The following is a 17,733-nucleotide window of genomic DNA, read 5'->3' as shown; positions in this document are numbered from 1 at the left end:
GCCGGGTTGAAACTGTCCATCTGGTGGCTGCCCTCGTCGTTCAGAACGCCCGGTTGCAGCCTGGCCACGGCGTCCAGCAGTGCCATGGCAGCGATTTCCCCGCCAGACAGAACAAAGTCACCCAGGCTGATCTGCTGATCGACATGGGTTTCGATAAAACGCTGATCCAGTCCCTCATAGCGACCGCAAATCAGCACGGCACCGTTGCTCGCTGACCAATGCTCCACGCGGGCGTGGTTCAGCGGCTGGCCTATGGGAGAAAAAAGAACCGTGGCCGCCTCCGGACTCCCTCGAGCCGCGCGGTCAGCTCGCACACTCTCCAGGCACAGCGTGAGAGGCTCGGCCATCATGACCATGCCAGGGCCGCCGCCAAACGGCCGGTCGTCGACGCGACGGTAATTACCTTCTGAAAAATCACGCGGATTCCATAGCCTGACCTCAACCAGGCCCGACTCGTAAGCACGGCGGGTCACGCCACTGGTTAAAAAGGGCGAAAAAAGCTCGGGAAAGAGAGTGATGACATCAAAGCGCATTGGAGTATTTTGCGCTCCGGGAGCTAAAAACTGAAGCGGTCAAAGCGTGGCGCCCGGGCGCCTTCCCGCTTCAATAGTCGGGTTGCCAGTCAACGGTGATTCGTTTACCGGCAATATCAACTGCGTCGACATAGGCCGAAACAAAGGGAATCATGCGCTCGCCTTTGGTACTTGCGCCATCTTCCTGCGTGACTAGGTACTCAACGCACAGCACCGAGTGCGGGCCGGTGGCCATCAGGTCGCGCACGCAGCCCAAAGCAAGCCCTTCGCGGTTAACGACATTCAACCCAATCAGATCGACCCAATAATATTCATCCGTTGCAGCAGCCGGAAAGCTGCCCCGCGACAGAAAGATTCGCACACCGCGCAAGGCTTCAGCACCATTGCGGTGGTCCAGGCCGGCGAACTTGGCAACGACCGACCCGGAATGAATTTTGGCTTCATCCACAGCGAGGCAGACGGTACCGGAAAACAGGTTAAAACCGGGCCGGAACTTGGCGTCTGGTGCCTGTAAAAACCATGATTTCGCAGAAAAAAGTGCTTCTGGATCCGTGCTGTGCGGCAAAATTTTCACCCAGCCTTTCACACCCCACGCATCCAGTATTCGCCCGACCTCAAGCGCATCATCAGGCAGGCTTGACGGAATCAAGCTTAGCGACGACTGAAGGTCAGGCAGCATTGAATTTCAAAAAACTCTAAAAATCAAGCGACAGCTGGAGTTGCCTTGGCGCCCTGCTTGATCAGACGTTCAACGGTAGGTGATGCTTGAGCACCAACACCAATCCAGTGGGTCAGGCGATCTTGCACAATGCGCAGGCCTTCTTCACCGCCTTTGGCAATCGGGTTGTAAAAGCCGATGCGCTCGATGAAACGACCATCGCGGCGAACGCGTTTGTCGGCGACAACAATATTGAAAAACGGACGATGCTTGGAACCGCCGCGTGAAAGCCGGATGACGACCATAATTTATCCTTGGGTGGGGGGCAAAAATGCCCTGATGTTCCTGCAGCGCTTGAGACACACGACATGGCCACCCGGCCAGCGAAATGCTGCAAAGCCTAGGATTGTAGCCTGTCATCCCGATCCCTTCCGCTTTCGGGGAAAATAGCGAATCTACCCCTGCCCGCCAGCACACAAATCCAACCAGGACGCGCACGTCAATGCCGCTCATACGCCCCAGCCAAGATGAAGACATTCGAGCCATCACGGTGATTTATGCCCACCATGTGCTTCATGGAACGGGCAGCTTTGAAACCGAAGCACCCAGTATTGCCGACATGACGGCGCGCCGTGCAGATGTACTTTCCAAAGGCCTGCCCTACCTCGTTGTCGAACAGGACAGGGAAATTATCGGGTTCGCCTATGGCAATTGGTTCAAGCCCCGCCCGGCGTACCGCTATTCAGTGGAAGACTCTATTTACCTTGCAGCCAACCTGCACCGCAAAGGCCTCGGCCGTGCCTTGCTGGCCGAATTGCTGGCGCGCTGCGAGACCGCTGGTATGCGCAAAGTCATGGCCATCGTCGGTGATTCTGCGAATGCCGGATCTGTCGGCGTTCATCGGTCCGTGGGTTTCACCCCGGTTGGCACCATCGCGGCTTGCGGCTGGAAACTCGGCGCCTGGCGCGATATCGTCATCATGCAAAAAACGATTGGAGCTGGCGACACCCTGCCGCCGCTGGAACTGCCCACCGCATAATCCCCCCGCATGAACGCACGCACTCCCAAAAATAAAACAACCGCCAGCTGGCTGGCCTTCATCGGTGGCCAATTGGGGCTGCACCGCCTCTACCTGTTTGGCTGGACCGACCTGTGGGCCTGGGCGCATCCTGTTGTGGCCGCGCTGGGTTGGTATGGGGTCGAACGCGTGCGGCTTCACGGACAGGACGACCAGTTATCCTGGCTGCTGATTCCCCTGCTGGGCTTCACACTGGCGGGTACTGCGCTGACCGCTATTTACTACGGTTTGATGGCGCCAGAAAAATGGAATGCGCTCCACAACCCGGATACGCCCGATGCCCCAATTGGGCGCACCAACTGGCTCACCATGGGCGCGATTGTGCTGGCCCTGCTGTTTGGCACCATTGCATTGATGTCAAGCATCGCTTTCAGCTTTCAGCGGTATTTTGAATACCAGATCGAAGAAGCGAGAAAAATCAGTCAATAAGCCGTTGTCCTTGACGTGAAACGGATTTGTGTTCACCCGCCGAAGTGGCGACAGACCCGGTCTTTCATTTGCTTACATTCGTCACGTTTCAAGTCTGAGATTTCCCGGCTTTCCGTGGGAATTTTCATTATTGCGTCACGTGTGGTCCTTATCATGAGGCAAACGATTCAAGGAGCAATTCATCATGGGGTCACCTCAATACCGCATTGAAAGCAGAGACTCGTTGCTGGGCAGCCTGCTGCCCTCTCCCAATTTCAGCCATTTGTATGCAGATCGCTCGCTCGCTGTGGCGGTGGCGGTAAAAAGCGTGGCGGATCCTACGCGCCAGGAAGTACGGGTTGTCCATATCCCCAGCGGTGAAATTGTTTTCCGCACTACAGGCTCGGGCAAAGCTTCGTAGATAGTGGATCAAGTCCTGCGCCACGCCGCCGCTGGCAGCAATCCAATAGCGGGGTTTCCCGATCTGCCGCCTTGCTGCGAGAATCGGGGCCATGGCCCCAGCCCGCACTTTCAATCACTACTGGCTCAACACCGCCATCGCCCTCGTCGAAGCCGACTTTCAGCGCAGCGCCGACACGCATCTGATCGCCCTGCCACTGCCGGAATTTGCCGGGCTAGGCATTGATTTTTATCTGAAGGACGAATCCACCCACCCTACCGGCAGCCTGAAACACCGGCTGGCGCGTTCGCTGTTTTTGTATGCGCTATGCAATGGGCTGATTCATGAAAGCACCACCGTGGTCGAAGCCTCCAGCGGCTCAACAGCCGTAAGTGAAGCCTACTTTGCGCGGCTGCTCGACCTTCCCTTCATTGCCGTGATGCCGCGCAATACTTCGGCGGAAAAGGTCGCGCAAATCGAGTTTTACGGCGGACGCTGCCATTGGGTGGATGACGCCGTTCAGGTGCATGACGAAGCCAGCCAGCTTGCGGCGAGGATCGGCGGGCATTACATGGACCAGTTCACCTACGCCGAGCGCGCGACCGACTGGCGCGGCAACAACAACATTGCCCAGAGCATGTTCAGCCAGATGGCGCATGAGCGCTATCCCATTCCGCGCTGGATTGTGGTGGGCGCGGGTACTGGCGGCACTAGCGCCACCATAGGGCGTTTTGTACGCTACCAGCGCCACGCCAGCCAGTTGTGCGTGGCGGACCCGGTCGGCTCGGTCTTTTCCGAATACCACCGCACCGGCGACGCCAGCCTGACCAGCGCCGGTTCGTGCATTGAGGGCATTGGCCGGCCGCGCGTGGAAGCCAGTTTCATCCGTACCGTCATCGATCGCATGATCAAGGTGCCTGACGTCGATTCGCTGGCGGCCATGCAGGCTCTGTCGCGGCTGCTGGGGCGCAAGGTCGGGCCGTCCACCGGGACCAACTTTGTCGGCCGCCTGAGGCTGGCGCACGAAATGATGGCTCGGGGTGAACGCGGCTCTATTCTTTCGCTGTTGTGCGATTCAGGTGAGCGCTACCTGCCCACCTACTACGATGCTCAATGGGTTCGCAACAAGGTGGGAGACTGCGATGCAGCGCACCACCAGACAGGGCAGCTGATGCGCCCGGCACTGACGGGCTGACATGCAGAAGAAAATGTTGACTGAAAGCCCGTTGCGGCGCAGCTTGCTACTGAATGGCCTGTGCGGCATCGCCGGGATTGCCGGCATGGCGGGAGAGCCACGACAGGCGCACGCACTGACTGCAAGGACACTGAAGTTTCCCCGCGACCGCGGATCTCACCCCGACTTTCGCACCGAATGGTGGTACGTCACCGGCCAAGCAAGAGCCAATGGCGAGGATAAGCGTGCGTTCGGTTTCCAGCTCACATTTTTTCGCTCGCGGGTCGATAGCACCCAGGCCATGACCTCAAGGTTTTCCGCCAGGCAATTGATTTTTGCACATGCAGCCATCACCGATGTGCAGGGCAAAAAGCTCTGGCATGACCAGCGTATTGCACGCGAAGGCTTTGACATCGCATCCGCCAGCCAGCAGGAGATGAATATTCATCTGCGCGACTGGTCGTTAAAAGCCGAAGGGGCGACATACACCGCCGAGTTGCCTGCTGCGGACTTCGTGATCAAGCTGAAATTTCAGGAGACGCAAAGCCTGCTGATTCAGGGCAATCAAGGTCTGTCGCGCAAGGGACCAGATGAAAAGCAGACCAGCTATTACTACAGCCAGCCCCAATTGACGACCATCGGCAGCCTGGAAGTCAAAGGGCAAAGGTTTGAAGTTACCGGTAAGGCCTGGCTGGACCATGAATGGAGCGAAGAGTTGCTGCACCCCAGCGCCGTCGGCTGGGACTGGATTGGGATGAACCTGGACGATGGCAGCGCCCTGACGGCATTCCGACTGCGCGACAAGGACGGCAGCGCCTTGTGGGACGGTGGCTCGTTCAGGTCACCCCGAGGCGAGCTCTACATCTTCAGCCACGGTGAGGTCATTTTCAAACCCGTGCGCCGCTGGAAAAGTCCGCTCACGCAAACCACCTACCCGGTGGAGTGGATAGTGCGCACACCCGCTGACTTTTATACCGTGCGGGCCGTGATCGACAACCAGGAGCTGGACAGCCGGCAATCCACCGGCGCGATTTACTGGGAAGGCCTGAGCGAGCTGATTGACAGCAACGGCAAGCGGGTCGGCAGTGGCTACCTCGAAATGACGGGTTATTCGCAGCCGCTGCGGCTATGACGAGGGGGCTGTTGCTGGGTATATCGAGCGGTGCGCACATGAAAGCCAGGCCAAGGTGCAGCTTCACGTTGGCCACCGTCGCGATCAAGGGAGAACGCGCTGCTGCCATGCCGCACGGATCGCCCCTGACCCGCGTGAGCCGCACGCTAGTCGTCGTCACGTCGGTGCTTTTGCCCTCGCGCTGCCCACGTCCGCAAGAGCAGCGCGACAGCGCGTCGTTGATAGGGTCGACCGCCATCTAGACCATCCGGCCTTGGCGCTGCAGGCGTTCAACAAGTTGTAGATTGCTTGCGGCGTCTTCCTGACCGGCCGAGGCGTCAACCTGAGCGTCCCCTTCCCATGCTCGTGCATGGTTCAGCCAGCGGCGCTGAATGGGTCAGTTGTCGAACCTGCCCTAAAGGCGTGGGGCCTCGCTAACGCTTCGCGAGGCCGGGGGGCGACAGCGCCAAGCGCACCCGTTCCAGACGGCCACGCACGTCGGCCGCGACCGCGGCTACCTCGGGGTCGTCGGTCAGCTGGAGCACCGCCACAGGGTCCATGAACCCTACGGTGACACCACCATTCACCTCTTCCCGAACGATAACATTGCAGGGCAGCAGCAGCCCGATGTCGGGCTCGGCGATCAAGGCCCGGTGCGCCAGCGATGGGTTGCACGCACCTAGGATGCGGTAAGGCCGCACCTCCACGCCAAGTTTGGCCTTCATCGTCGCCTGCACGTCAATATCGGTCAGCACGCCGAAGCCTTCGGTCTTCAAGGCTTCGCTCACGCGGGCCACCGCGTCGGCGAAGCCGGTCTCGCCCAGCGTGCAATAAAACCCATAGGCCGCCCCCGACGGCGGGCCCTTGGGGGATTCGGTGCGTGGTTTCATGGCGTCTCCGTAGGGTTTGACCGGCGCCTGGGGCAGGCGGTCGATCATCATCTGAATCATCTTCATGTGTTTTCCGATCATTTGCCGTCTGGGTCAGCACGATATGCCGTCTGGCCAGCCGACAACCTCGAAAACCAGCACGGCAGCGACGGTTACCAGCGTTGCTTTGTCCCTGCCGGCTCTCAAATACCTGAAATAGATTTGCGTCTGGGCAAATTACGCGGCTATGCAGGGACCGTCCGTACGCTGACGCACAGAACACTGAAACATTTTGTCTCTTGCGCTGTCCCGCGAAATGACCTGAACCGATCGTCGCCCAACGGGCGTGGCTGGCTCAACGCGCAGGCAGTGCAAAAAAAGGTTTTCAGGGTGCAGCCTGTCGACGAAAGATTCTGCGGAGATTGGTAGTCCGGCTGACAATTCCAGCCATGTAGCAGTTGACGCGATAAAGCCCGCACCAGCGCTGATGGCTGCGACCCACGACAATCGGAATCATGAAAGCACTTCAAAACATTGCCTTGTCCATGCTCGATCTCGTCGCCGTCCGCGAAGGCGGCACAGTGGCGGATGCACTGGCGATTTCGCTGCGAACCGCGCAGCATGCGGAACGTCTGGGCTTTGCCCGTTACTGGCTGGCCGAGCATCACAACATGCCAGGCATTGCCAGTTCGGCCACGGCCGTGCTGATCGGTTATATCGCTGCTGGTACCCACACGTTGCGGGTCGGTTCCGGCGGCGTCATGCTGCCGAACCATGCACCGCTGGTGGTGGCCGAGGCGTTTGGCACGCTGGCCGAGTTGTATCCCGGACGAATTGACCTCGGTCTGGGCCGCGCGCCCGGTACCGACCAGACAACCATGCGCGCGTTGCGGCGTGAACGCACCGAGACGGCTGATGATTTTCCGCAGGACGTGGCCGAGTTGCAGCGCTTGCTGGCCCCTGCGCAACCAGGCCAGCGGCTGATTGCCATGCCCGGCGCCGGCACCAACGTGCCGATCTGGCTGCTCGGCTCCAGCCTGTTTTCGGCACGGCTGGCGGCTGAGCGCGGTCTGCCTTACGCCTTTGCCTCGCACTTTGCGCCCCGCTTCCTGCTGCAAGCGCTAAGTGTTTACCGGCAAAATTTCCGTCCCTCGGCCACGCTGGCTCAACCTTACGCCGTCGTTGCCGTGCCGCTGATTGCCGCGCCGACCGACGAGGAAGCCGAGTACCTGGCAAGCAGCACCTACCAGCGTGTGCTCGGCATTTTGCGCGGCGACCGGCGTGGCCTGCAGCCACCGATAGAAAATTTTGCAGCCCAGTTGCAGCCGCAAGAGCGCGCCGCCATCGACGACTTTCTGGCCGCCGGCGTGATTGGCGGCCCCGACACGGTTCGCCAGGGTCTGAGTGCGCTGGCACAAGCGACTGACGCCGACGAGTTCATGCTGGTCTGCGATGTGTTTGATCCGGCGCTGCGGCTGCGCTCGATGGACATTGCGGCAGCAGCCCGAACATCCTGAAATTGACTGCAGGCGCTTCCCCTGCGCCCAGACTATCCGCCGGATTCCGGCCCTTGTAAAAGAATGCGCCTGCGGCTAGTCTTGCATGCCCAGGTTCCGCACAATAGCGTCGTCGAAGAAATCGTTGTCTGCATTTCTCCTGACAAATTCGTATCGTCGAACTTGTCCGCGTGCCGAATTCGCTCGCTGGACACCGATTCAACATACTCTTTGCCAAAAGACGGGCTTGGACGTGAGCTGAAGCTTGTGAACGACATCTTGCAGGTGAATCCCACTTTGGCATTCAACTGATAAATCTTCCCGGTGAAACCGTTCGGTGGAAGCCATTTTTGCACCGCCCCGGCATCAAGGAGCGCCCGATAGACGATTCCAGTTTTCACACGCTGCACACAGTGAAGTCGGATGGTGTTGTGGATATCAGCACTGGGCCTTTCGGGTCTGACCGAGTCGCTGCTCCGGCTTTGCAAGCCGCTCATGTTCCCGAGCAGATTCGGGAGCCGATTCGATACCTTTTACTAAAGCTGACCACCTGAAAAAGCTTACCTTGACCGGGCCCGCTTTTAGACCGCTGGCCTATTTGGAAAAGCCGACGTAGAAGGTTTCCTGACCAGACTCTCGAATCAGCGCCAGGTATTGCCTGCGATACATTGGCCGGCTTCCTGAATGAAAACGCTGGCCCCGGGATGCCTCGACGGCTTGAACACCCCAAGACCACAAGCACTACACTTTTAATAGCTAACCATGCCCGCAATCAATGGACAAGCGGTAGATTTAGCGTAAAAAAAGTACGCCAACGCGTGGAATGCTGCCGACAGACGCCTCTGCCCGAAAGCAACCTTTAATGAGGGCCGCGCGGCTTAAACTTGACTCCCGGTCCGCACTGTCAAAAACTGGGCTTGAACTGACTCGATCAAACCTTGAAAGATTTTATGCAACGCATCCTGCCCCGGCACTTCTCCATGTTGCGGGATTTCCATCTCGCTGATTTCTTTACACTGGGCAATGCGGCCTGCGGCGTCGGCGCGGTGCTGTTTGCCATGCTCTACATGCAGAGTCAGCTGCCCTTTCATTTTTTTGCAGCGGCGGCGTTGGCGCCAGCTGCCTTTATTTTCGATGTGTTCGACGGCAAGATTGCGCGAGCGCGGCACCAGCATTCGGCACTGGGGCGCGAGCTGGATTCACTCGCCGACATCGTGTCGTTTGGCGTGGCACCGGCGGCGCTGGGCTTTGCGGCCGGTTTGCAAGGCGGCTGGGATGCGGCAGCACTGATTTATTTTGTCTGCTGCGGCGTAAGCCGGCTGGCGCGCTACAACGTGACGGCTGAAACGCTTTCAAGTGACAGTGGCAAGGTGCGGTACTTTGAAGGCACGCCGATTCCGACCAGCGTGCTGCTGACGGCGGTGCTGGCTTTTGCCGCCTGGCAGGGGCGCGTCGGTGACGACCTGTACGGTGGCGAATTTTCCCTCGGCCCTTGGCTAGTGCACCCGCTGTCGCTGATTTATGTACTATCGGGCAGCCTGATGATCAGCAAGACGCTGCGAATCCCCAAGCTCTAGGAACGCCGGGAACGCGCCACGCCGACCCTAATGCGCGCCCGCCGCCGCATCAGAACTGCCCACAGCCCCGTGCGTAGGCCGCGTCAGGTACACCAGCGGAATCAGCAACAGAAAAATCAGGGCAGACGCATAAAACACATCGTTCGCCGCCAGCATGTAGGCCTGCTGGTCGACCAGCCGGTTGATGGTGCCCAAAGCCTGATCCGGCGTCAGCCCGGCGCCGGCCAGACCGGACAAGGCGCTGTTAGCGGCCACACTGCCTGGATTCACGAATTCGCTGAGTTGCGCATGATGCATGGCGGCACGGTCCTGCCACACGGTAGTGGCAATCGAGGTGCCGAACGAGCCAGCCACGATTCGTACAAAGTTTGACAGGCCCGAAGCGGCCGGAATCTTGTCATAGGGCAGACCCGACAGCGTGATGGTGACCAGCGGGATGAAGAAGCAGGCCATCGCCACGCCCTGGATGATGGTCGGGATCAGGATAGTCCGCATATCGGCCTGGGTGTTGAAGTTCGAACGCATCCACAGCACCAGCGCAAACACCGCAAAAGCAATAACGGCAAATCGGCGCGGGTCGGTCCTGCCGATGTTTTTACCCACCAGAGGCGACAGCAGCAAGGCCATCGCCCCAACCGGCGCCAGCACCATGCCAGCTTGTGTGGCGGTGTAACCCATGTACTGTTGCAGCCACAGCGGCAGTAGTACCACATTGCCGAAAAACAGGCCATAGCCGACCGACAGGGCGAGCGCGCCAGCCCAGAAATTGCGCCGCTTGAACAGCGTGAGGTCCACCACCGGGTGCTCTTCGGTGAGTTCCCAGATTACAAAGGCAATCAAACCGACCAGCGCGACAATACCCAAGGCCACCACTTCGCCGGAATGAAACCAGTCCAGCTCCTTGCCCTTGTCCAGCATGATCTGAAGGGCACCGACCCAGATCACCAGCAGCGCCAGGCCAATCGAGTCGATCGGCAGCTTGCGGGTCTGGCTCTCACGCTTGTGAAAAATGCTCCAGGTGATGAAAGCCGCGCCGAAGCCGACCGGGATGTTGATGTAAAAAATCCAGGGCCATGAAATGTTGTCGGTGATCCAGCCGCCCAGCAGCGGCCCCATGACGGGCGCAACCAGCGTGGTCATGGACCAAAGCGCCATCGCCAGCCCCGCCAGCGCTTTCGGATAGCTGGACAGCAGCAGCGCCTGCGATAGCGGAATCATCGGCCCGGCCACCAGGCCCTGCAGCACGCGAAAAAAGATCAGCGTGGTCATGTTCGGCGCCAGGCCGCAGAGCCAGGAGGTCAGCACGAACAGCAGGATGCTGGCGGTAAAAAGGCGTACCTGTCCAAAGCGCTGAGACAGCCAGCCGGTCAGCGGCACGGCAATGGCATTGGCGACGCCAAAACTGGTGATGACCCAGGTGCCCTGGGTGGGACTGACGCCCAGATCGCCGGCAATGGCCGGCAGCGACACATTGGCAATCGAGGTGTCGAGCACGTTCATGAACGTAGCGGCCGACAGCGCCAGCGTACCCCACATGCGGGCCGAACCCGTCAGCGGAGGCGGTGGAAGGTAGTCAGCGACGGAAGAGGTTGCAGAAGCCATGAAAGCCTTGACTGAGCGGGGTAAAGAGAGGAATCCGCTCAGTGCGGCAGAGGTGCGGCATTGCTTACAGGAGGCGGCTGTGACAGCGCAACAGCGCCCGCTTTGCCAACCGGTCCGGCCTTGACAGCTCTGGCAGCCTTGCCGGCATTCGCGGCAATCACGCGCCTGACTTCCTCATTGGCCGCGCCATCCTGGGCGGCGAATGCCTGCGTGCGTGCCAGCGCGGCATCGCGTGGCGCATCGGCCAGGGCTTTGCCGTCCCGATTTTTCACGTCAATTTCCGCATCCATGGACAAGCCCACCCGCAGCGGATGCTCGGTGAGCTGTTTCGGGTCCAGCGCGATGCGCACCGGCACACGCTGGACCACCTTGATCCAGTTACCGGTGGCGTTTTGCGCTGGCAGCAACGAAAAGGCTGCGCCCGTGCCAACGCCAAGACCGGCTACCGTGCCCTGATAGATCACTTTCTTGCCATACAGGTCAGCCACCAGGGTGACGGGCTGGCCGATGCGGATATTGCGCAACTGCACTTCCTTGAAGTTGGCGTCGACCCAGACCTGGTTCAGCGCAATGATGGACATCATGGGCGTACCAGCGGCTACCCGCTGACCGAGCTGAACCGTGCGCTTGGCCACGTAGCCATCAACCGGCGCCCCCAATGCGGCGCGCTGCGTGGCCAGGAAAGCCTCACGCACTTTCGCCGCTGCCACCTGCACGCCCGGATGCTCCTCGACGCTGGTACCTTCGGTCAGCGCCTGATTGCTGCTGAGCTGCTCGCGCGCGACGACCACGCCAGCCTGCGCCGCGGCCAGCGCACTTTTGGCATTGGCCAGCTGCGTCTGCGCATGATTGAGTTCCTCTTTGGACACCGCGCCGTTGCCGGTCAGCGACTGGCGCCGGTTGAGGTCGTCGCTGGCGCGGGAGATATCGCTTTGAGCCTTGGCCACGTCGGCATCACGCAACGCAATCTGGGCGCGCAAGCTGCCGTTGTTGGCGTAAAGCGTTCGCGCCTGGCGCACCGCCTGCGCCAACGCTGCTTCGGCCTGGTCGAGTGCCACTCTGGCATCGGCCGGGTCAAGCTGCACCAGGAGCTGGCCGGCTTTCACGAAATCGGTGTCGTCGGCCATGATGCCAACGACCGTGCCGCCGATCTGTGGCGTGATCTGGATCACATTGCCCTGCACATAGGCGTTATCGGTCGATTCGTAATGGCTGGCGACCAGGTATTCGTAGGCGGCCCAGCCCAAGCCGGCGACCACGACCACGCTGGCCAGCGCGGTGAGCGCTTTTTTTCGCATGCCCGCTCTTCCGGCCGGCGCTCGCCGGGGAGCGGCTGGACTGCCTGATGCTTTGGATTCTGGAGTTGGAGTAGCGTTCATGATGCTTGCAAGAAATTTGTTATAGGGGGCTCAGGCCTGCTGGAGACCACGAAGAGGCAACGCCAGTCCAAAAAAATGGGTTTGACCTGATTTTTCAGTCTGATACGCCTGTGGTCCATTAATTACGGTTATTGTTAGCTATTGTTTTAATAGCAAACCAGGAGCCCGCGGCAGCCGCTGCAATGGGGGCCGGTTGCGGGATGTAGCCGCCTCCGAGTGCGCGCATCAGGGCCACCTGCGTGTCCAGCGCGCGGCCCGCCAAATCGACGGCCAGCCGGCGCTGGGTCAGCACATTGGTTTCGGCTGTCAGCACATTAAGGTAATTGCCGAGGCCGGCTTTGTAACGCTGCACGGCGATCTCGTAAGCGCCCTCAGCCGCGCCCTGGGCCGCACTTTGCTCAGCCTGCTGGCGGACGATGGCCTGCGCGGAAGCAATTTGGTCGGCAACATCGCGCACTGCTTCAACCACGGCCGCGTTATAGCTTTCAATGGCGGCGTCGAGATCGGCGGTTTTGCCACGCAGATTGGCGCGTAGCCGTCCTGCGTCAAAAATCGGCAGGCGCAGGGCCGGCCCCACACCCCACTGCTGGCTGCCCGAATCGAGCAAGCGACCCAGACCGATGCTGGAAAACCCCGCAAAAGCCACCAGATTAACGTTGGGGTAAAACTGCGTTTTGGCGTTGACAACGTCTTTGGAGGAGGCTTCGACACGCCAGCGCGCCGCGGCAATGTCGGCGCGGCGGCCCAACAGGTCCATCGGTATAGCCGCCGTGAGTGCTATTATTTTAATAGCTGACTGCGCCGATGGAATAAAGACCTGATCGCTAGCTGGCTGTCCAAGCAGGGCAGTGAGCGCATGGCGGGTCAACGCCATCTGTTCCTGCACGGTTTCCAGCTGCAGCCGCGCCTCGGGTAGGCCGCCCTCACTCTGGCGGAGCTCCAGTCGGGTATCAAGCCCGGCATTGACGCGGTCTTGAACCAGCTTGAGGGTTTCCTCACGTTGCGCCAGTGTGCGGCGTGCCACGCCGGCCTGCTCATTCAGGCGCACCAGCTGAAAGTAAGTGCGTGCCACCTGGCTGGCCAGCAGTACGCGAGCCGCCTGCGCATCAGCCTGGGCGGCATTCACAGCGCCCAGGGCGGCGTCCAGCGCAGCGCGGTTCTTGCCAAAGAAGTCCAGCTCCCAACTGGCGCCGAGCTGAAGCGTTCCGCTTTCACTGATGGAACCGGCCAGCGGCGGAGGCACGGCGCCATTGGCCGTGTAGCGCTGGCGCGTCAGGTCAATCTGCCCATTGAGCTGCGGCAAGGTTGCCGCGCTGGCCACTTCCGTGACCGCCTGGGCGCGGGCCAGCCTGGCCTGCGCCAGCTTCAGGTTGGGACTGTCCTGCAGCGCCTGGGCTACCAGACGGTTCAGCGGTTCGTCAGCAAAATCACGCCACCATTCGGCCGCCACCAGCGTTTGCGGCGCCGTATCGGCCGGCGTTGCCACCAGACCCAGCGACGCTGCCTCCCGCAAGCTCGACGACTGCGGCGCAATGCCGGACATGTCGGCGCAGCCGGTCAGCCCGGTGGCGATCAGGCCTGCCGCTACCAAGCCTGCCGCCGACACCAGTGCCATTCGAATCGTGGCCAGCCACACCGGCAAAGAGTTGTGCCTTGGCAGCATCGCAACTTCAATCGAATTTCGGGAGAAATTTTCGTGAGGCTGTATTTTATTTTTCATTTTTTTCTGTCGGAATCTGCAGGGTTTGCGCCGTATCCAGCATGCGGCGCAAGTAGCTTTTCAGGGTTTGCCATTCCTCAACCGAGAAACCGGCCAGCAACGCGTTTTGCACGCCGCAGAGAATGCCGGGAATTTCCCGGGCGGCGGCGCGTCCGGCGTCGGTCAGTTCCAGATTGACGACCCGCCGGTCGTCGCAGGAGCGGGTGCGCCGACACAGCTGCTTGGCTTCCAGCCGATCCAGCAAACGCGTCATGGAGCCCGCGTCCAGGTCGCATTGGCGGGCCAGTTCGGCCGCCGTTGAGCCGCGGCCCATGTAAAGCTTGAGCAGCGGCACCCACTGCGCGTTGGTCAGGCCCGTCGGCTCCAGTTCGCGCTCCACCCCATGCGCCAGCAGCGCGATGATGCGGCGCATCAGGTAGCTGACGCTGTCGTCGGGCTTGTAACCTTCGGCTTGGTAAAAATCAACCAGAGGGCATGACAGCGCGTCGATGAAAGGGTTGTAACTGTGCTTGGCGTCCATGGCGCTGATATTACTTGCTTAGACAATCATTGTCAAGCCCGTCTTTGCAATGCCAAGCTTTAACGGTAAAATCTCATTCATGGCTACTTCTACTGTTTCAGCTTCCCTTTCCACGCAAGCTAAGGGATCGCCGCGCTCGCTTTCAGGCCTCGCGCCTTTTCTACGCCCCTATTGGGGACGGATAGCCATGGCGGTATTTTTTCTGGTGATGGCCGCAGTCGCCACGCTGGTGTTTCCACTGGCCCTGCGTAGCCTGATTGACGGCGGCATGGGTGCGGCTGACAAAGGCGAGCGCCTGATGGCTTTACGCAATCATTTTTTTGAACTGTTTGGCGTTGCTGCGGCGCTCGGGCTTTTTTCGGCAGGTCGTTTTTACACTGTCAGCTGGCTCGGCGAGCGGGTCACCGCTGACCTTCGCAATGCGGTGTATTCGCATGTGGTGCGGCAAAGCCCGGAGTTTTTTGAAACCACGCAGACCGGCGAGGTGCTGTCGCGCCTGACTGGCGACACCACGCTGGTGCAAACGGTGGTGGGCTCCTCGCTCAGCATGGGGCTGCGCAATGCCGTCATGGGTGTGGGTGCGCTCGTCATGCTGGTGGTCACCAACCCTTATCTGATGGTACAGGTGCTGGGCGTGCTGGTGCTGATCGTGGCGCCCTCGGTATGGTTCGGGCGGCGCGTGCGCAAGCTCTCGCGCGCCAGCCAGGACCGGGTGGCCGACTCCAGTGCGATTGCCGCCGAGGTGCTCAACGCCATTCCGGTGGTGCAGAGCTACACCGCCGAAGCCCGCGAAGCGACGCGCTTCGATGCGTCAACCACCGCCGCCTTCATCACCGCCGTGCGGCGCACCAAGGCCCGCTCGGTACTGGTGGCCTTCATCATCATTGCCACCTCGGCGGCGCTGCTCTGGGGCCTGTACCAAGGCACGCAGGCCGTCATGCGAGGTGATATCAGCGCCGGGCACCGGGGCCAGACCGTGGTGTACGTGATCATTCTGGCCAGCGCGGCGGCCGTGCTGGGCGAGGTTTATGGCGATCTGCTGCGGGCGGCGGGGGCCACCGAACGGCTGATGGAGTTGCTGGAAAGCCGTTCACCCGTCACTTCACCGTCAAATCCGGTTCCGGTCCAGGTTCCACGGGCAGGAAGCGCTATCAAATTTGAGGCAGTGACGTTTCACTACCCTTCTCGTCCCACCCAGCCCGCCTTGATTGACTTCAGCCTGAGCGTCGCCCCCGGTGAGACCGTCGCCATCGTCGGGCCCAGTGGTGCCGGCAAGAGCACGGTGTTCCAGCTCCTGTTGCGCTTTTACGATCCGATCTCGGGCCGGATCGAGCTGGACGGCGTTGGCACCGCTGACATGGCCTTGCAAGACCTGCGCGGGCGCATCGGTCTGGTGCCGCAGGACGCGGTTATTTTCTCGACCAGCGCGCTGGAAAACATCCGCTACGGCAAACCCGGTGCCAGCGACGACGAAGTGAAGTCGGCAGCGCAGGCGGCGTTTGCGCACGAATTCATCAGCTCGCTGCCTGAAGGCTACGACACTTTCCTGGGTGAGCGCGGCGTGCGTCTTTCAGGTGGGCAGCGTCAGCGCATCGCCATTGCGCGCGCCATGCTGAAAAACTCGCCGTTGCTGTTGCTGGACGAAGCCACCAGCGCGCTGGATGCCGAGAGCGAGCGCATGGTGCAGGCGGCGCTGGAATCGGCCATGAAAGACCGCACCACGCTGGTCATTGCGCACCGTCTGGCGACAGTGCAGCAAGCCAACCGCATCCTGGTGCTGGACCACGGCCGTCTGGTCGAGCAAGGCACGCATGCCGAATTGGTGAGCCGCGGCGGCATTTATGCGCGGCTGGCGGCCTTGCAGTTCAACGCCTGAGCGCGGCGCGTGGTCAGTAGTCCAGCCGGACCACAACTATGATTTATTTGCATACTTAGCGAAAAACAATGTCTTGGACAGTTGGGCTCGCCGGCCCTAAGCTGCGCTACCCCGCTGTTTTTTTCCAAGGAGCTCTTCTATGTTACAAGCGCCCGCCGCCCCCGGCGAAAGCCCCCTCGCACCAGCATCTTCCCTGCCGTCATATCTGCAGGCCGACAATCTTGGCCCTTGGGGCAACTACCTGCAGCAGGTGGATCGGGTCATTCCCCATCTGGGCAATCTGGCGCGTTGGGCGGAAACCCTCAAGCGACCCAAACGCATCCTGATCGTGGATGTGCCGATTCACATGGACGACGGCACGGTGGCGCATTTTGAGGGCTACCGCGTGCAGCACAATGTCTCGCGCGGCCCCGGCAAGGGCGGCGTGCGTTTCCACCAGGATGTGACGCTTTCGGAAGTGATGGCGCTGTCGGCCTGGATGTCGGTAAAAAATGCGGCGGTCAACGTGCCTTACGGCGGCGCCAAGGGGGGGATCCGCGTTGACCCGAAAAAACTGTCGCGCGGCGAACTGGAGCGCATGACGCGACGCTATACCAGCGAGATCGGCATCATCATCGGCCCCAACAAGGACATTCCTGCGCCCGACGTCAACACCAACGAGCAGATCATGGCCTGGATGATGGACACCTATTCGATGAACACCGGCTCCACGGCAACCGGCGTGGTGACCGGCAAGCCGGTGGACCTGGGCGGCTCGCTCGGCCGTCGTGAAGCGACCGGGCGCGGCGTGTTTACCGTTGGCTCGGAGGCAGCCCGGCATATCGGCCTTGAGATCAAGGGCGCGCGTCTGGCGGTGCAGGGTTTCGGCAACGTCGGTGGCATCGCCGCGCGGCTGTTTACCGATGCCGGTGCGCGTACGGTGGCGGTGCAGGATCACACCGGGAGCATCTACCAGGAGGCCGGGCTGGACGTGCCAGCGCTGCTCGCGCATGTGGAGAAAACCGGCGGTGTGGCTGGCTTCAACGGTGCCGAGAAAATGGCTGACGACGCCTTCTGGGGTGTAGATTGCGACATTTTGATTCCAGCCGCGCTGGAGCAGCAGATCACGGCGGAAAACGCTGGCCGCATCAAGGCGCGCATGGTGATTGAAGGCGCCAACGGGCCCACCACGCCGCAAGCCGATGACATTCTGGCCGAGCGCAACGTGCTTGTGGTGCCCGACGTGATTGCCAACGCTGGCGGCGTGACTGTCAGCTATTTCGAGTGGGTGCAGGATTTCTCCAGCTTCTTCTGGGACGAGGACGAAATCAATGCCCGGCTGGTCAAAATCAT

General features: G+C 60.8%; 19 protein-coding genes. 10 read left to right on the top strand and 9 right to left on the bottom strand.

Annotated elements, in window-relative coordinates; translation table 11 throughout:
* The 3 genes from trmD to rpsP form a co-directional block, all read right to left on the bottom strand.
* Nucleotides 1-533: tRNA (guanosine(37)-N1)-methyltransferase TrmD (gene trmD, locus HHJ19_RS09625; RefSeq protein WP_296906487.1), on the bottom strand; the 533-nt coding region annotated here is incomplete at its 3' end.
* Nucleotides 534-603: 70 nt separating this feature from the next.
* Nucleotides 604-1,212: a ribosome maturation factor RimM gene (gene rimM, locus HHJ19_RS09620; RefSeq protein WP_296906485.1), complete on the bottom strand. Its 609-nt coding sequence runs from the start codon at nucleotides 1,210-1,212 to the stop codon at nucleotides 604-606.
* A gap of 23 nt (nucleotides 1,213-1,235) precedes the next feature.
* Nucleotides 1,236-1,496: a 30S ribosomal protein S16 gene (gene rpsP, locus HHJ19_RS09615; protein WP_296906482.1), complete on the bottom strand. Its 261-nt coding sequence runs from the start codon at nucleotides 1,494-1,496 to the stop codon at nucleotides 1,236-1,238.
* Nucleotides 1,497-1,693: 197 nt separating this feature from the next.
* Between rpsP and HHJ19_RS09610 the strand changes: the two genes are divergently transcribed.
* The 6 genes from HHJ19_RS09610 (at nucleotide 1,694) to HHJ19_RS09585 (ending at nucleotide 5,625) form a co-directional block, all read left to right on the top strand.
* Nucleotides 1,694-2,230 (top strand): GNAT family N-acetyltransferase, encoded by a 537-nt coding sequence (locus tag HHJ19_RS09610; protein ID WP_296906480.1) that lies wholly within the window; start codon nucleotides 1,694-1,696, stop codon nucleotides 2,228-2,230.
* A gap of 9 nt (nucleotides 2,231-2,239) precedes the next feature.
* Nucleotides 2,240-2,698, top strand: coding sequence for a hypothetical protein (locus tag HHJ19_RS09605; RefSeq protein WP_296906477.1), 459 nt, complete (start codon nucleotides 2,240-2,242; stop codon nucleotides 2,696-2,698).
* A 184-nt stretch (nucleotides 2,699-2,882) separates the two neighbouring features.
* On the top strand, nucleotides 2,883-3,098 hold the full coding sequence (locus HHJ19_RS09600) for a hypothetical protein (protein ID WP_296906474.1): 216 nt from the start codon (nucleotides 2,883-2,885) through the stop codon (nucleotides 3,096-3,098).
* A 91-nt stretch (nucleotides 3,099-3,189) separates the two neighbouring features.
* Entirely contained in the window at nucleotides 3,190-4,272 is a 1,083-nt protein-coding gene (locus HHJ19_RS09595) for a PLP-dependent cysteine synthase family protein (RefSeq protein WP_296906472.1), read from the top strand.
* A gap of 13 nt (nucleotides 4,273-4,285) precedes the next feature.
* A complete protein-coding gene (locus tag HHJ19_RS09590) occupies nucleotides 4,286-5,383 on the top strand; it encodes a carotenoid 1,2-hydratase (protein ID WP_296906469.1) in 1,098 nt (365 codons plus the stop codon).
* Nucleotides 5,380-5,625 (top strand): hypothetical protein, encoded by a 246-nt coding sequence (locus tag HHJ19_RS09585; protein WP_296906464.1) that lies wholly within the window; start codon nucleotides 5,380-5,382, stop codon nucleotides 5,623-5,625. The genes HHJ19_RS09590 and HHJ19_RS09585 overlap by 4 nt, the downstream gene beginning before the upstream one ends.
* 171 nt (nucleotides 5,626-5,796) lie before the next feature.
* Here HHJ19_RS09585 and HHJ19_RS09580 read toward each other — a convergent pair whose 3' ends face one another.
* On the bottom strand, nucleotides 5,797-6,318 hold the full coding sequence (locus tag HHJ19_RS09580; RefSeq protein WP_366929398.1) for a DUF302 domain-containing protein: 522 nt from the start codon (nucleotides 6,316-6,318) through the stop codon (nucleotides 5,797-5,799).
* Nucleotides 6,319-6,746: 428 nt separating this feature from the next.
* Between HHJ19_RS09580 and HHJ19_RS09575 the strand changes: the two genes are divergently transcribed.
* The gene (locus HHJ19_RS09575) at nucleotides 6,747-7,748 is read left to right on the top strand and encodes an LLM class flavin-dependent oxidoreductase (RefSeq protein WP_296906461.1); all 1,002 of its coding nucleotides are present in this window, start codon (nucleotides 6,747-6,749) and stop codon (nucleotides 7,746-7,748) included.
* 32 nt (nucleotides 7,749-7,780) lie between these two features.
* Here HHJ19_RS09575 and HHJ19_RS09570 read toward each other — a convergent pair whose 3' ends face one another.
* Complete coding sequence (locus HHJ19_RS09570; RefSeq protein WP_296906457.1) at nucleotides 7,781-8,224, bottom strand: SRPBCC domain-containing protein; 444 nt, start codon at nucleotides 8,222-8,224, stop codon at nucleotides 7,781-7,783.
* Between the two features lie 453 nt (nucleotides 8,225-8,677).
* Between HHJ19_RS09570 and HHJ19_RS09565 the strand changes: the two genes are divergently transcribed.
* Nucleotides 8,678-9,304, top strand: coding sequence for a CDP-alcohol phosphatidyltransferase family protein (locus HHJ19_RS09565; protein WP_296906454.1), 627 nt, complete (start codon nucleotides 8,678-8,680; stop codon nucleotides 9,302-9,304).
* A gap of 27 nt (nucleotides 9,305-9,331) precedes the next feature.
* Here the strand turns inward: HHJ19_RS09565 and HHJ19_RS09560 are convergent, their stop codons facing one another.
* The 4 genes from HHJ19_RS09560 to HHJ19_RS09545 all read right to left on the bottom strand — a co-directional run bounded on the left by HHJ19_RS09560 (nucleotide 9,332) and on the right by HHJ19_RS09545 (nucleotide 14,525).
* Entirely contained in the window at nucleotides 9,332-10,906 is a 1,575-nt protein-coding gene (locus HHJ19_RS09560; protein WP_296906452.1) for a DHA2 family efflux MFS transporter permease subunit, read from the bottom strand.
* A 38-nt stretch (nucleotides 10,907-10,944) separates the two neighbouring features.
* Entirely contained in the window at nucleotides 10,945-12,285 is a 1,341-nt protein-coding gene (locus HHJ19_RS09555) for an HlyD family efflux transporter periplasmic adaptor subunit (protein ID WP_296906448.1), read from the bottom strand.
* A gap of 118 nt (nucleotides 12,286-12,403) precedes the next feature.
* A complete protein-coding gene (locus tag HHJ19_RS09550) occupies nucleotides 12,404-13,900 on the bottom strand; it encodes an efflux transporter outer membrane subunit (RefSeq protein WP_296906490.1) in 1,497 nt (498 codons plus the stop codon).
* Between the two features lie 94 nt (nucleotides 13,901-13,994).
* Nucleotides 13,995-14,525 carry a MarR family transcriptional regulator gene (locus HHJ19_RS09545; protein ID WP_296906445.1) on the bottom strand — a complete coding sequence of 177 codons (531 nt, stop codon included), beginning with the start codon at nucleotides 14,523-14,525 and terminating at the stop codon, nucleotides 13,995-13,997.
* Nucleotides 14,526-14,604: 79 nt separating this feature from the next.
* Here HHJ19_RS09545 and HHJ19_RS09540 point away from each other — a divergent pair, with 79 nt between their 5' ends.
* A complete protein-coding gene (locus HHJ19_RS09540; RefSeq protein ID WP_296906442.1) occupies nucleotides 14,605-16,401 on the top strand; it encodes an ABC transporter transmembrane domain-containing protein in 1,797 nt (598 codons plus the stop codon).
* 139 nt (nucleotides 16,402-16,540) lie between these two features.
* Nucleotides 16,541-17,733: Glu/Leu/Phe/Val dehydrogenase (locus HHJ19_RS09535; protein WP_296906439.1), on the top strand; the 1,193-nt coding region annotated here is incomplete at its 3' end.

It is taken from the genome of Polaromonas sp., assembly GCF_012927415.1.
Taxonomy (GTDB): domain Bacteria; phylum Pseudomonadota; class Gammaproteobacteria; order Burkholderiales; family Burkholderiaceae_C; genus Polaromonas.
The sequence above is the reverse complement of the archived record's forward strand: the minus strand, read 5'-3'. Positions and strand labels throughout refer to the sequence as shown.

Bases quoted from the DNA above. Each gene is read 5' to 3' on its own strand.
- HHJ19_RS09610 (WP_296906480.1), top strand. From the start codon at position 1,694: ATGCCGCTCATACGCCCCAGCCAAGATGAAGACATTCGAGCCATCACG.
- HHJ19_RS09550 (WP_296906490.1), bottom strand. From the start codon at position 13,900: ATGGCACTGGTGTCGGCGGCAGGCTTGGTAGCGGCAGGCCTGATCGCC.
- rpsP (WP_296906482.1), bottom strand. From the start codon at position 1,496: ATGGTCGTCATCCGGCTTTCACGCGGCGGTTCCAAGCATCGTCCGTTT.
- HHJ19_RS09545 (WP_296906445.1), bottom strand. From the start codon at position 14,525: ATGGACGCCAAGCACAGTTACAACCCTTTCATCGACGCGCTGTCATGC.
- HHJ19_RS09585 (WP_296906464.1), top strand. From the start codon at position 5,380: ATGACGAGGGGGCTGTTGCTGGGTATATCGAGCGGTGCGCACATGAAA.
- HHJ19_RS09555 (WP_296906448.1), bottom strand. From the start codon at position 12,285: ATGAACGCTACTCCAACTCCAGAATCCAAAGCATCAGGCAGTCCAGCC.
- HHJ19_RS09580 (WP_366929398.1), bottom strand. From the start codon at position 6,318: ATGAAGATGATTCAGATGATGATCGACCGCCTGCCCCAGGCGCCGGTC.
- HHJ19_RS09605 (WP_296906477.1), top strand. From the start codon at position 2,240: ATGAACGCACGCACTCCCAAAAATAAAACAACCGCCAGCTGGCTGGCC.
- HHJ19_RS09565 (WP_296906454.1), top strand. From the start codon at position 8,678: ATGCAACGCATCCTGCCCCGGCACTTCTCCATGTTGCGGGATTTCCAT.
- HHJ19_RS09600 (WP_296906474.1), top strand. From the start codon at position 2,883: ATGGGGTCACCTCAATACCGCATTGAAAGCAGAGACTCGTTGCTGGGC.
- HHJ19_RS09560 (WP_296906452.1), bottom strand. From the start codon at position 10,906: ATGGCTTCTGCAACCTCTTCCGTCGCTGACTACCTTCCACCGCCTCCG.
- HHJ19_RS09575 (WP_296906461.1), top strand. From the start codon at position 6,747: ATGAAAGCACTTCAAAACATTGCCTTGTCCATGCTCGATCTCGTCGCC.
- rimM (WP_296906485.1), bottom strand. From the start codon at position 1,212: ATGCTGCCTGACCTTCAGTCGTCGCTAAGCTTGATTCCGTCAAGCCTG.
- HHJ19_RS09570 (WP_296906457.1), bottom strand. From the start codon at position 8,224: ATGAGCGGCTTGCAAAGCCGGAGCAGCGACTCGGTCAGACCCGAAAGG.
- HHJ19_RS09590 (WP_296906469.1), top strand. From the start codon at position 4,286: ATGTTGACTGAAAGCCCGTTGCGGCGCAGCTTGCTACTGAATGGCCTG.
- HHJ19_RS09540 (WP_296906442.1), top strand. From the start codon at position 14,605: ATGGCTACTTCTACTGTTTCAGCTTCCCTTTCCACGCAAGCTAAGGGA.
- HHJ19_RS09595 (WP_296906472.1), top strand. From the start codon at position 3,190: ATGGCCCCAGCCCGCACTTTCAATCACTACTGGCTCAACACCGCCATC.